A 13,668-nucleotide genomic window follows, 5' to 3' on the forward strand; every position below is an offset into this window, starting at 1 on the left:
GTGCCAATGATCCACGCGACCTTGCCATCCTTATAAAGGATTGTATTTTCAGCGCGGATACGGATCGCACGACAAACCGAACAGATAAAGGATGGAACATGACCCTCAATGTAGGTGACAAGGCCCCTGATTTCGAACTGCCGACCGATGGTGACAACAGTGTCAAATTGTCTGATCTGGCAGGAAAACCGGTGGTGATCTATTTCTATCCCAAGGATATGACCCCGGGCTGCACCACGGAATCCTGCGAGTTTCGTGACGCCGAACCTGATTTCAGCGCCGTCAACGCCCAGATCATCGGCATTTCCAAAGACAGCGTCAGTCGCCACGACAAATTCAAGGCCAAGCACGACCTGAACTTCATTCTGGCATCCGATGAGAACGGCACTGTCTGCGAGGAGTTCGGTGTCTGGCAGGAAAAAAGCATGTATGGCAAGAAATTCATGGGGATCGAACGGTCGACCTTTGTCATTGATGGCGATGGCGTGATCCGCAATGCATGGCGCAAGGTCAAGGTCAAAGGCCATGTCGCCGAAGTTCTTGAAGCAGTACGCGCGCTTTGAGTGCCGCAGAAAACTGATTTTTCAGAACATATGTCAGGCCCGGCAAGTATTTGCCGGGCCTTTGTTTTTTGGCATTTTCTGACTTCAAAATTTCATACCGATGCGCATTGAACAACGCATTGAATTTGTTGCCTTGGGTTACATGTCAGGATAACAATTTACATATGGGAGTATGGGTGAAGAGGCTTTTCACCTGTTAAGACAAAACAAACCGGCACGCCGGCAAAGCAGGTATTGCAATGAACAAGAATGTTGTTGATCTCGACGATCAGATGCTTGCGGACTTTCGCGATGAAGCAAATGACATCATCAATTCGATCGATGTCCATCTGCAAAATGCCCGAGGCAAAAGCGACCCCGCCCATCTGACCGCCATCCAGCGCGAAGTTTTCAATCTGCGTTACAAAGGCAAGTCGGTTGCAGCGCCGCTGATCAATCTGACCAGCCATCGTCTGGCAGATTACGTCACCACCTGCAAGGAACTGAACGAAGGTTCCATTGATGATATTCAGGCCTTTGTCGACAAAATCCAGACCCTGCTTGAAGGCGACATGACGGCGGGTGGTACGGATACCGCCGAATTTGTGCGTGAATTGCCTTCAAAGCGTGCACCTGACATCGATCCCAACTGGTTGAAACAGGCCAATGTCGAAGCATTGCTGGTCATTCCGCAGCGCTCCATGGCAACGATCCTTGAACGTGAACTGGCGGCTTGCGGATATCGCAGCTCGGTTACGCAAACGTCGTTCGAAGCGATTGAACTTGCCGTTCGCACCCGTCCGGATTTCATCATTGTTGCCAAAACCATTGATGAGCTCAGCGGTGTTGATCTGGCCAATGCATTGCAAGCGATGCCCAAAACGCGTGCAATTCCGACCGCTGTTCTGACATCGGATGCCCCCAACCACCCGTCTCTTCAGGATTTGCCATGCCGCACGGCAATCATCCGCAAAGGCAATGCGTTTGGCGAAGATCTGGCCGAGGCACTGGCGCGATTTAACATCACCTGATGAAGCGTCCGGAACGCCGAACGTTTCCGGGCATATTCAAATCCCAAAGGGCGATCAGGCATGTTATGGCGGATCGCCCTTTTCCTTGCCCATTGACCGGGTGCCCGGCAAATGGCAGACACAGGCACCAGACATCTTCACAACCACCCGGACAATCATGACCAAGCTCACCCTCGCCGAAGCCGCCAAACGGGCGCTTTTGACCGAAGACGCCACCGAGAAAGCCGATATCACGGCCGAACTCGCCGCAATGTGGCGCAATGGCGAGATTACCGAAATCGGATCAACCGATCTTCCTGATCGTCCCGGACGTCCGGCAAAGCCGGAATTGCTGGCCCCCAACAAAATGCCCAAGCGTAAAAAGGGCAGCGTTCAGGGCCGCATCGGGCTTTTGCATGCGTTGGCCCATATCGAGCTTAATGCGATTGATCTGGCGTGGGATTTGTGTGTGCGCTTCCCCGAAGCAGACATGCCGCGCGATTTCCATGATGCCTGGGTTCAGGTTGCCGATGACGAGGCGCGCCATTTCAAGATGATCAACAAGCGCCTTGGTGAAATGGGTGCGGCCTATGGTGATCTGCCTGCCCATGACGGCCTTTGGCAGACGTCAATGGATACGGCCTATGACATCCTGCCGCGCCTTGCCGTCGTACCGATGGTGTTTGAGGCCCGCGGCCTTGATGCCACGCCGCCGACCATCGAACGACTTCTGGCCCATGGCGATACGGAAAGTGCGCGCATCCTTAAAATCATTGCCCATGATGAAATCGCCCATGTGGCAGCGGGCCGCAAATATTATGAATATGTCTGCGATCAGCGGGACCTGCCCTATTACACCACCTGGCATGACATGCTGCGCAAACATTTCCGCGGGCCCCTAAAACCGCCCTTCAATGACGAAGCCCGGTATGAAGCAGGCATGCCGCCTGATTACTATCAGGATTATGTTCTGGAACTTCCCGGAGAAGCCGACGACCTCTGAGTCGTTCAGGGTTGGTACGCTGATTCAGATTTAGCGAATTTGACCCACCGCAATGCGTGCATAAGAAAACAGGTTTATTCCTTTTGCGAGAATGAGACAGCCGCGACAAGGCGGCTATTTTTGCATTCCGTCAGGAGGCACGATCATGCCACGCACTATGAAGGCCGCCGTCGTTCGCGAGTTTGGCAAACCGCTTTCCATCGAAGAAGTCACTGTTCCCGAAGTTTCACCGGGCAAGATACTTGTAAAGATCGAGGCATCCGGTGTCTGCCACACCGATCTTCATGCCGCCGAGGGGGACTGGCCGGTCAAACCAAACCCGCCTTTCATTCCGGGCCATGAAGGTGTCGGCATTGTTGCCAAGGTTGGCGAAGGTGTCACATCCGTCAAGGAAGGCGACCGGGTTGGCGTGCCCTGGCTGCATTCGGCCTGCGGGCATTGTCATCACTGCATTACCGGCTGGGAAACGCTTTGCGGTGAACAGCTCAACACCGGCTACTCCGTTAATGGCGGCTTTGCCGAATATGTTCTGGCTGACCCGAACTATATCGGACATCTGCCAAACGCCCTTGAATTTGGCAATGCAGCCCCCGTGCTCTGTGCCGGGGTAACGGTCTATAAGGGACTTAAGGAAACCGAATGCAAACCGGGCGAAACGGTTGTGATTTCGGGCATTGGTGGTCTGGGCCATATGGCCGTGCAATATGCCAAGGCCATGGGCATGAAGGTGATTGCGGTCGATATCGCCGAGGACAAACTGAAACTTGCCCGTGATCTTGGCGCGGACTGGACACTGAACGCTGCCGAAACCGATGTCATATCCGAAGTGCAAAAGCAGATGGGCGGCGCCAATGGCGTGCTTGTCACGGCGGTATCGCGCGCGGCCTTCAAACAGGGCGTTGGCATGCTGGGCCGTGGCGGGACCATGGCGCTGGTCGGTTTGCCACCGGGAACGTTCGAGCTTGATATCTTTGATACGGTTCTGTCGCGCAAAACCATTCGCGGTTCCATCGTCGGCACCCGTGCCGATCTGCAAGAAGCCCTTGAGTTCGCAGGCGATGGCAAGGTGCATTCACACTTCACCACCGAACCGATGGAAAACATCAATTCGATCTTTGATCGCATGCGGGATGGCAAGATCGATGGCCGCATCGTGATGTCGATCTGATTTTCGCTTTGCGTGATTTGCATATTGTTCCCTGTGTCCGAGGCCTGTTTCAAATGTGCCTTCAGACACAGGGAATTTTTTCTTGGCGCTAAAGATCATCTGTGCTGTGAGGATCTTCGGCGTAATAGCGCACTGGCACCTCATTCCCGACAATGGTGTGAACCCGGTCGATCCAGCGCCTAATCGCTGCGTACGGTGCCATATCAATATCTGCCTCGTGGGCCAGGTGGACATATGCATAAACGGCGATATCAGCGATGGTATAGCGATCACCAACAAGGAAGCTTTTATCAGTGAGGTACCGATCCAGATTTCCCAGAACCCCGATGGCGCCAAGCCGTCGCTTTTCAAGTTGATGCTGATTGCGCGCGTTCTTTCCGGTCAAGCTCCAGTAGCGCAGGGTTGCGATTGTTGATTGCACGTAATCGGCTTCGAAAAATAGCCACTGGTGGACCTTGGCACGTTCATAGCGATCATCTGGAAAATAGGCAGTGCCCTCGGCCAGATAAATCATGATCGCGTTGGATTCAGCAATACAGCGCCCGTCCTCAAGTTCCAGCACCGGCACAGCGCCCGCCGGGTTGCGTTCAATGAACGCATCGGTGTGGCTTTGCCCTTCAAAAATAGACAGCCATTCCGCATCATATGCAATTGACAAATGCGCGCATAGTTGCCGAACTTTCCAGGCATTTTGCGATCCGGGATAATCATAGAGCTTCATGGTACTTGCTTTCAAAAAGGCAACGAAATGGCGTTCTGACCAAGACGCTGGTCAGTTGGCAGTCTCCGGTTTTGCGTGAATTTTCGTTGGGGTAGCCCACGCGCAGGGCTTATGGGCCGTAGCTAAGAGGATCAGAAGGTGCTTGCGGCAATGGCGGCTTCGTGATCAAGTAACCATTTCTTGCGCGCCAGCCCACCGGCATAGCCGGTCAATGTTCCGTTTGATCCGATCACCCGGTGGCATGGCACAATGATCGAAACCGGGTTCAGTGCATTGGCGCGTGCAACCGCGCGAACGGCATTTGGCTTTCCAAGCTGAACCGCCAGTCCGGAATAGGACACGCTTTTGCCATTGGGAATGGTAATCAGGGCATCCCAGACAGATTTCTGAAAATCGGTCCCGATCATGGTAAGAGCATCTATCGGCGGTTTGATCGCCGCGCCCTCGAAATAGGCATCAAGCCAGTCAATCACCGATCCGGGCGCAGAGCCACCTTCCATCCAGTCGAGCTTTTTAAAACGCCGCGTCTGAATGGTTTTCAGACGATCATCGTTATCTTCAAAATCAAGATGCACAAGCTTGCCATCGACCGAGGCAAGCGACAGTTTGCCAATCGGGCTTGGATAACGGATCACATTGATCGTGGTTGTCATCATCCTTCTCCTTCCAATGCAGACCAAAGATATTGCGCGGCATAGGCCCGCCAGGGTCGCCAGCTTTCCGACAGGGCATCAAGTGCCTTGGCCTTGTCCGGGCCGCCGCCCATGCTTGATGCCTTGAGGATGCCAAGATCGGCCGCCGGAAAGGCATCCGGGTCGCCAAGTCCGCGCAGGCCGAAATAGTTCAATGTCCATGGACCTATTCCCTTGATCGCGGTCAGATCGGCAATCAGGGTTTCACCCGCCTTCTGATCGCAACCGGGATCGGCAAAAAGATCAGTCACATCGGCCAGTGTCTGCGCACGGCGGGTTGTAAGCCCGATGGATATCAGTTCCTGATTGGCAAGCTGTGCCGGGGCGGGAAACAGATGCGTGACACCGGTTCTGACAACCAGATCATCGGGCAGTGCCCTGCCAAAGCGGGCGACAATACGCCCTGCCAGTGTTCTGGCTGCAGCAACCGATACCTGCTGTCCCAAAACGGCGCGCATGGCCAGTTCAAACCGGTCCCAACACCCCGGCACACGAAGGCCCGGGCGTTTTTCAATCAGTGGCGCAAGCAACGCATCATCGGAAAACTGTGCCGTGATGGACGGAACGTCCGCATCAAGATCAAACAGGCGCCGGACACGCGCACCAATTTCAAGCACGGCTTCACGCGCCGGGCCGCGCAGGATCACCTCCACCCCGCTTTGATCCGGGCTGAAATGGCAGATCATCAAACCGACCTGATCGCCCATGGCAAATCCACGCGCATAGATGCGATCACGGACTGCTTCCAACCCCGGAATGGCGCGCGCCCGGAAAAAGGCCAGAAGATATTCCGCATCAAACGGCTGTCTGGCACGCAGACGCAACACAAGATCATCATTGCGCGGGGCAAATGGATCGTCGTCCTTTACCGGGCTCGACGTTCTGAGTTTTACGCCGCGCCGGAATGCCGTAGGTGCCTGACCATAGGCCTGCTTCATCGCATCATTGAACCGCCGCAAGCTGCCGAAACCGGCAATATCAGCAATCTCGATCATCGACAGGTTACTGTCCACAATCAGCTGGCGCGCCCGCAAAAGGCGTCTGGCCTTGGCGTGTTCCTGCGGGGTGACGCCGGTATGTTCCTTGAAGATACGGCGCAGATGCCGATCCCCGACACCAAGCCGCTCGGCCAGATCGGCAATCGATCCGGTTTCAAGCACACCCTGATCAATCAGGCGCACAGCACGGGCCACGGTCGCATGAACACCGGCACTGGCAGGACTTCCGGGGGCAGCTTCGGGACGACAGCGCAGGCACGGCCGGAAGCCATGGGCAATTGCCGCCTCCGCACTGGGATAGAATTCCACGTTGGCACGTTTTGGCGTGACTGCGGGGCAAATCGGGCGACAGAAAATCCCGGTGGTCAGAACGGCGGTATAAAACCGCCCGTCAAACCGACGGTCCCGGGTTTTGAGTGCCTGATAGCATATATCGTTATTGAGCTGTTCCATGCCCGGCAGTTTACCAGAACCGGCAATCAAAACTCGCCAGATTCGGACTCAAACGTAAAATCGTCTGATTGCCCCTAGTTCAGGGGAATGTCGTTATCGGATTTACCATCCTGATATTGCGCCGACAGACGATCATATTCGTCTGAAATCGCCTTGGCCCGGACAAGGTACCCTGCCCGCGTGTCTTCCGGCAGTTCGGCGACCATGCCCATCATCGAATGACTGTCCCAGAATGCGTTGGACTTGTTGTATTCGCCGTCATCAAGCGTGAAGACCTCCTTCATGATTTTCAAATCATGGGGAATGGCAAAGGCATCGCGGGAATCTTCGTAGGAAAAGAAATAATAGAAATTATCAAACCCGGCCCAGGTAATTGCCGACAGGCACATCGAACAGGGTTCATGGGTTGAGAGGAATATCAGCTCCGAGGTTGCCGGGCGCTGATCAGCAGGAATTTCATAAAACCGCTTAAGACAATGGACTTCCCCATGCCAAAGCGGGTTTTCGGTTTCATTGTTGGTTTCAGCAATGACCAGCGAATGATCGGATTTTCGAAGGATCGCTGCCCCGAACAGCTTGTTGCCACCCGCAACACCTGCGCGCGTTTTGGGAAGAATGTCGTTTTCCAGAACGGAGAACAGCTTTTCCAAAAGGTTCGGGCTGGCGGTGGTCTCTGGCATGATGGCGGCCCCTGAAGTACTGATATTTGTTTGTACCATTTCACCGTGTCAGGGCCGCCATGCCAACCTGTTTTTCATCTCGCAGGTTGCAAAACAGTCTGCTGCACTGCTTTACAATCAGATGCCGCGCAATATCCCGTCATTGTCGGGCATCTGGCGGTTTTCCGGCGCAACCGGAAGATAGAAGTCGCGATTTAAAAGGGTGGTCACCGCGATCAGTGTCGGGGATTTGGTATCGCGCACTTTGGTGATCAGGGCATGATCGACCGGTGCCATCTGACGGATTTTGACAACCTCGAAAACCGGGCCGTTCGGAGTTGCGAGTTTGAACTGGTCGCCGACTGCGACCGGACCAAGAGAGTTCTGGGCCATTTGGGACTACCTGACAAAAGATGTTTGCTCTGAGGCAAGCCTGCCAGTCTCCAGCCATTGTCTGGGGTTTGTTATTGCTTGGCAGGTCTCGCTTGGCCTCACCATGGCAAAGCTATCCGGCAATTGTGTGACAGAAATGGGACTTTTGGGGGCAAACCGCCTTTTTCCGGGGTTTTCGGAAGTTTATTTTACCCACCTGTTTGCACATTGAAGCAAAACACCCCGCCGAACAATCAGCGGGGTGTTCTAGATTTCAAGCAGTTATCGGCAACCGATCAATCAATGTCTTCGATCTCGCCAGCCGAACCGGTAACCTTTGCGGCCAATGCAGCTGCCATGAAGGCATCGAGATCGCCGTTCAGAACACCCTGGGTATCGGATGTTTCGGTCCCCGTACGCAGGTCCTTGATCATCTGATAGGGCTGCAGAACGTAGGAACGGATCTGATGCCCCCAACCGATGTCGGTTTTGCTGTCCTCAACCGCCTGTGCCTCGGCTTCGCGCTTTTTAAGCTCGGCCTCATAGAGGCGGGCTTTGAGCATCTTCATCGCCGTATCGCGGTTTTTATGCTGCGAACGGTCATTCTGACACTGGGCAACGATGCCGGTCGGAATATGGGTAATACGAACAGCGGAGTCCGTCCGGTTAACGTGCTGACCACCGGCACCTGATGCACGGTAAGTATCGACACGAAGATCCTTATCAAGGATTTCAATCTCGATATTGTCATCAATGACCGGATAGACCCAGACCGACGAGAAGCTCGTATGGCGGCGCGCAGAACTGTCATAGGGCGAAATACGCACCAGACGATGCACACCCACTTCGTTCTTGAGCCAGCCATAGGCATTATGCCCGGTGATTTTGTAGGTAACCGACTTGATACCGGCTTCCTCGCCATCACTTTCTTCGAGCATCTCAAGCTTGTAACCCTTGGACTCTGCCCAACGGTAATACATGCGTGCCATCATCGATGCCCAGTCCTGTGCTTCGGTACCACCGGCACCGGCATGGATTTCAAGATAGGCATCGTTGGCGTCGGCTTCGCCCGAAAGCAGGCTTTCGAGTTCGCGCTGTGCGGCAATCTCGCGGATTGCGCGCAGGCCTTCTTCGGCCTCGGCAACCGTTTCTGCATCGCCCTCGGCTTCACCAAGTTCGATCAGTTCAATGTTGTCTTCAAGCTCCTGGGCGAGCTTTTTATAACCATTGATGGCATCATCAAGCTGGGTACGTTCACGCATGACTTTCTGCGCATTGGCAGCGTTGTCCCAAAGGGTCGGGTCCTCGGCCAGTGCGTTCAGTTCGTCCAGGCGTCTAAGAGCGTTATCCCAGTCAAAGATGCCTCCTCAGCAGTACCATCGACTGCTTGATTTCATCGACCAATGCCTGTGCTTCGGCGCGCATTGATGTCTCCGTTATTCATCTGAAATTTGTGGCCGCAGTTTGACTGCGGCAAACTCGGCGCCGCTTATAGCAGTTTTTGCCGCAGTTGAAACCCCTGCAACCATGCAAAAACCCGGCAGCGGGTTGCTACCGGGTTTCGCATCAAAGATAAGGCAGGGTAATTCAGAGATCACTCAAATACCGGATCGAGTGTCACGGTATAAAGTTCATCGTCAGCGACGTCGCGCAACGAGACCCGGAACTGTTCGGTTTCGGCATCAATATCGACCAGACCAAAGAACTGCAAACCAAAGGATGGCGGCAGATTAACGCCCTGTTCCTTGGTCGGGTGTTTGGTGAATTTTACCTGCGGACCAAATGTGTTGTCCATCTCGCTGGGACCGAACGTTCCGGCGTGGAGCGGACCGGAAACAAATTCCCAGAACGGATCGAAGTCCTGGAACTGGGCCTTGTTCGGATCGTAATAATGAGCTGCGGTGTAATGAACATCGGCTGTCAACCAGACCGTGTTGTGGATTTTGGCGGTTTTGATGAAACGCAGCAGTTCCGCCATTTCCAGTTCACGCCCCATCGGCAGACCATCGCCATTGGCACCGTTCTCAAAGTTGTCGCCATCACGCACGATCATGCCAATCGGCATATCAGCAGCAATGACCTTCCAGGTCGCTTTGGAATTCAAAAGGCCACGTTTGAGCCATTCCATCTGCGCACGACCAAGGAAGTCCGTGTTGTCCGTCGGTGACGGGCTGTTATTTGCATCGTTGGTGCCACGATAGGTCCGCATATCAAGGAAGAAGATTTCCAGAGACGGCCCGTATGACACCTTGCGATACACCCGCCCCGGCTCGGATGCATGTTCGGTAATCGGCAGCATTTCACGAAAGGCGCGATTGGCACGTGCAGCCAGCAAGGATGCAGATTTTTCGGTATAACGGTCATCGCCCAGCAACATCTCGCCCGGATACCAGTTGTTGGTCACTTCATGGTCATCCCACTGATAATACACAGGCACCAGACGGTTGAATTCGCGCACATGCTGATCAAGCATGTTGTATTTGTAATTGCCACGGAACTCATCCAGCGTCTCGGCAACCTTGGCGGTGTCTTCGGTGGTGATGTTTTTCCAGATTTGCCCGTCGGGCGTTTCCTTGGTCTCGGCAAACGGTCCATCGGCATAAATCGTATCGCCGGAATGAATGAAGAAATCAGGATTGTGTTTGGTGATCGCGGCATAGGTTTTCATGCCGCCGCGATCTTCGTCAATCCCCCAGCCCTGACCACCGGTATCGCCGGACCAGCCAAAGCGGATATTACGTTTCGCCGCAGGTGCCGTACGGAAATGGCCGATCACCGGTTCGGAAGACGCGCGACCATCATCAAGGTTCTCGAAATGGATCTTGTAGAAAATATCCTGACCGGCTGGAAGATCATTCAATGCGAGCTTGCCGGCAAAATCGCGCTGGGCCAGAACATCGACATGAGGAATACGGACCGAATTCCTGAAGCCTTCAGTGGTTGCGATTTCGGTTACCATGCGCGAAGCCCGATCTGCACGCCCCCAGATGCAGGCCGTGTTGGCAGTCACATCACCACTTTGAACACCATGCGTGATGACCGGACGGTCAGCCGCACGCGAGATTGACGGCATAAAGAAACCACCCATGGCCGTTGCGGCACCGGCAGTCGCACCTGTTGCAAGAAACTTTCGGCGGGAAAGACGAAATGACATCTCTGGAACCTCTTTAATGCATGAAATAAATCCCTGGAGATCATGACAAATTCCGATGACAGACCAATGTCATCGCGTTGATTCTTTTGTCACTGTTTGATGACAGATCATCTTTCCAAATGGCCTGATCTGAAAACAGAAAGTTTCAGATGAAAGACCCCATGGTCAAAAAAAAGCCGGATGCTGATTACATCCGGCTTTTATCACATTTTGACTGCAATATTTGGATCATCGCAATCAAGTACATCGGGGTAGATCAGTAAATCCCGCCCGGTCCGGAAACAGCACCGCCATTTCCGCTGTCAGAGCCGCCAAACTCGTTATATCCACCATCAATAACATTGTCGTTTGATGCCGGAATGGTACCGGGTTTGAAGGCTTCCCAGATCACGTCCTTATCGCCCGGACGGGCCGGAATACCGGTGCGGGCCTCGACACGGACCATGCGAATGCCCGGTGGAGTACGGAACGGAATGGCTTTGGTTCCTGCAAGGGCACCACGCATGAATTCTTTCCAGATCGGAGCCGCAGCACTGGCACCCTGCTCCTTGTCGCCAAGCGATCTGTTATCATCAAAGCCGACATAAACCCCGACCGCCAGATCCGGCGAGAAACCGACAAACCATGCATCACGTGAATCATTGGTCGTTCCCGTCTTGCCTGCCAGCGGGTAGCCAAGCTCGGCAATGGTCCGGCCGGTACCGCGTGACACCACACCTTCCATAATATGAACCATCTGGAAGGCACTGGCCGGATCGGTCAGCTGTTCGCGGGTATCGGGAAGATCAGGCGGCATCTGATTGCGGAACGCCACATCCTGACATTGTGCACAATCGCGCTCGTCCCGACGATAGATCACATTACCGCGACGATCCTGAATACGGTCAATTAGGGTCGGTGTGATTTTCTTGCCCCCATTGACCAGTTCGGCATAGGCCGCCGTCAGGCGCATGACGGTCGTTTCCGCAGCGCCAAGCGACATCGAAAGCACTTCTGGCAGCTCATCAACAATGCCAAAGCGCTCGGCATAATCGGCAACAGTAGGCATTCCGATGGTCTGTGCCAGTCGCACCGTCATCAGGTTACGGGACTTCTCGATCCCGAGGCGCATGGTCGATGGGCCATAGAACTGGCCGCTATAGTTGCCCGGCTTCCATTTCCCAAGCCCCGGTCCCTGATCAATCACGAAAGGCGCATCAAGCACCAGCGTTGAAGGGGTAAAGCCCTGATCAAGGGCGGCCAGATAAACAAATGGCTTGAATGCCGAGCCCGGTTGACGGCGGGCCTGGGTTGCGCGGTTGAATTTCGACAGATCGTGCGAAAAACCGCCAGACATCGCAAGAACACGGCCCGTATGCGGATCCATCGCCACCAGACCACCATTCACATTGGGAATCTGGCGCAGGCCATAGGTGTTTGGTGGCAGTTTCTCGCCATCAAGTTCGGCGAAATGTTTGACATAGACAACGTCGCCCGGATTAAGCACATCCGACGGACGGTTCACCACAGCACCCAGTGTCTGGCCCTTTTGCCACGGACGCGCCCAGGTCAGGAACCGCAGCGGAATACGGCCCTGCTCGCCTGATTGCAATCCAAGGGTCGCTTCGTTGGCATCTGTTTTAAGTACAACAGCCAGATCCCATGGAATGTCACCGGGCTTTTCAACTTCGCGCAGTTTCTGCTGCCAGTTGCCATTCAGGTCAATCTGTGTGATCGGGCCGCGCCAGCCATGGCGACGGTCATAGGCAACCAGACCTTCAAACAGTGCCTTGTCCGCAACCGTCTGCATGTTCGGATCAACGGTTGAACGTACCGAAAGGCCACCATCATAAAGCATGCCTTCGCCGTAACGGTCGACCAGCTGACGACGGACTTCCTCGGCAAAGAAATCGGCCTGATAGGTATCAACCGACTCACGCGATTTGCTAACCAGTGGTGCTGACCATGCGGCCTGTGCTTCGGCCTCGGTCACGTATTTTTCCTCGAGCATCCGGCCAATCACCCAGTTACGGCGCGCCTTTGCTTCGTCGTGATTACGGACCGGATGATAGTTCGACGGGGCCTTTGGCAGGGCCGCAAGATAGGCTGCCTCTTCGACGTTAAGTTCATCAAGCGACTTGTCGAAATAACGCAGCGATGCGGCTGCAACCCCGTATGCGCCACTGCCGAGGTAAATCTCGTTCAGGTAAAGCTCAAGGATATGCTCCTTGGAGAATGCACGCTCGATACGGAACGACAGGATCGCTTCCTTGATCTTGCGTTCATAGGAAACTTCGTTGGTCAGAAGGAAGTTCTTGGCGACCTGCTGGGTGATGGTCGATGCCCCGACCGGACGACGTCCGGTGCCAAGATTGACCACGTTGGTCACTGCAGCACGGAGAACCGACGCAAAATCAATCCCGGGATGGGAGAAGAAGTTTTTGTCCTCGGCCGCAACAAAGGCATCAATCACCTTGTGCGGGATGGCAGTGATCGGAACGAATACACGTTTCTCGCGCGCATATTCAGCAATCAGCGCACCATCGGATGCATGAACACGCGTCATGACTTCGGGTTCGTAGTTTTCAAGCTGGGTATAGTCGGGCAAGTCCTGACCAAAATGCCAGAAGATGGCCAGAACACCGGCACCGCCTGCGATCCCCATCAAAAACAGAAAGCCGAAAATACTTAGTAAAATGCGCATGTAAGCAGGTCTTTTTCGATTTGTTGGCCTGATCCGACGAGGGCGCATATTCATGCACAATCACCGGAAATGCAATGTCCCAGCAGATTATCGACCTTGTCTGGTCGATCTACCGCAGTTATGCCGACTATAGCGGCAAAAAAGTGACAAGGTTGTGACGACACGCACGCCGCGTATCTTTTTGTTCATTCCGTGCGAATATTCGCACCAAAA

12 protein-coding genes are annotated in these 13,668 nt (G+C 54.3%); 4 read left to right on the top strand and 8 right to left on the bottom strand.

The window, feature by feature from the left end:
- Positions 1-98 precede the first annotated feature (98 nt).
- The 4 genes from bcp to adhP all read left to right on the top strand — a co-directional run bounded on the left by bcp (position 99) and on the right by adhP (position 3,723).
- Positions 99-563 carry a thioredoxin-dependent thiol peroxidase gene (gene bcp / locus ACTU44_RS15345; RefSeq protein WP_114098291.1) on the top strand — a complete coding sequence of 155 codons (465 nt, stop codon included), beginning with the start codon at positions 99-101 and terminating at the stop codon, positions 561-563.
- Positions 564-802: 239 nt separating this feature from the next.
- Positions 803-1,573 carry a response regulator gene (locus ACTU44_RS15350; RefSeq protein ID WP_114098292.1) on the top strand — a complete coding sequence of 257 codons (771 nt, stop codon included), beginning with the start codon at positions 803-805 and terminating at the stop codon, positions 1,571-1,573.
- A 157-nt stretch (positions 1,574-1,730) separates the two neighbouring features.
- Positions 1,731-2,555, top strand: a complete 825-nt coding sequence (locus tag ACTU44_RS15355; RefSeq protein WP_114098293.1) for a ferritin-like domain-containing protein — start codon at positions 1,731-1,733, stop codon at positions 2,553-2,555.
- 145 nt (positions 2,556-2,700) lie between these two features.
- The gene (gene adhP, locus ACTU44_RS15360) at positions 2,701-3,723 is read left to right on the top strand and encodes an alcohol dehydrogenase AdhP (protein ID WP_336082729.1); all 1,023 of its coding nucleotides are present in this window, start codon (positions 2,701-2,703) and stop codon (positions 3,721-3,723) included.
- A gap of 88 nt (positions 3,724-3,811) precedes the next feature.
- Here the strand turns inward: adhP and ACTU44_RS15365 are convergent, their stop codons facing one another.
- The 8 genes from ACTU44_RS15365 to ACTU44_RS15400 all read right to left on the bottom strand — a co-directional run bounded on the left by ACTU44_RS15365 (position 3,812) and on the right by ACTU44_RS15400 (position 13,455).
- Positions 3,812-4,444, bottom strand: coding sequence for a glutathione S-transferase family protein (locus ACTU44_RS15365; RefSeq protein ID WP_462095842.1), 633 nt, complete (start codon positions 4,442-4,444; stop codon positions 3,812-3,814).
- A gap of 131 nt (positions 4,445-4,575) precedes the next feature.
- Positions 4,576-5,100: a methylated-DNA--[protein]-cysteine S-methyltransferase gene (locus ACTU44_RS15370; RefSeq protein ID WP_462095843.1), complete on the bottom strand. Its 525-nt coding sequence runs from the start codon at positions 5,098-5,100 to the stop codon at positions 4,576-4,578.
- Positions 5,097-6,587: a DNA-3-methyladenine glycosylase 2 family protein gene (locus ACTU44_RS15375; RefSeq protein ID WP_462095844.1), complete on the bottom strand. Its 1,491-nt coding sequence runs from the start codon at positions 6,585-6,587 to the stop codon at positions 5,097-5,099. Before ACTU44_RS15375 ends, ACTU44_RS15370 begins: the two co-directional genes overlap by 4 nt.
- A 74-nt stretch (positions 6,588-6,661) precedes the next feature.
- A complete protein-coding gene (locus ACTU44_RS15380) occupies positions 6,662-7,267 on the bottom strand; it encodes a nucleoside deaminase (protein ID WP_336082722.1) in 606 nt (201 codons plus the stop codon).
- 117 nt (positions 7,268-7,384) lie between these two features.
- On the bottom strand, positions 7,385-7,639 hold the full coding sequence (locus ACTU44_RS15385; RefSeq protein ID WP_114098297.1) for a hypothetical protein: 255 nt from the start codon (positions 7,637-7,639) through the stop codon (positions 7,385-7,387).
- Between the two features lie 275 nt (positions 7,640-7,914).
- Positions 7,915-9,043, bottom strand: a protein-coding gene (prfB, locus tag ACTU44_RS15390) for a peptide chain release factor 2 (protein ID WP_114098299.1) whose coding sequence is annotated in 2 segments (ribosomal slippage) — positions 7,915-8,973 and positions 8,975-9,043 — 1,128 coding nt in all. Because the reading frame shifts where the segments join, the coding sequence is not laid out codon by codon here.
- Between the two features lie 169 nt (positions 9,044-9,212).
- Positions 9,213-10,772: an alkaline phosphatase D family protein gene (locus tag ACTU44_RS15395; RefSeq protein WP_462095845.1), complete on the bottom strand. Its 1,560-nt coding sequence runs from the start codon at positions 10,770-10,772 to the stop codon at positions 9,213-9,215.
- 256 nt (positions 10,773-11,028) lie between these two features.
- Positions 11,029-13,455 (bottom strand): penicillin-binding protein 1A, encoded by a 2,427-nt coding sequence (locus ACTU44_RS15400; protein WP_462095846.1) that lies wholly within the window; start codon positions 13,453-13,455, stop codon positions 11,029-11,031.
- Between the last annotated feature and the right edge of the window lie 213 nt (positions 13,456-13,668).

Source organism: Thalassospira sp. SM2505 (assembly GCF_054901115.1).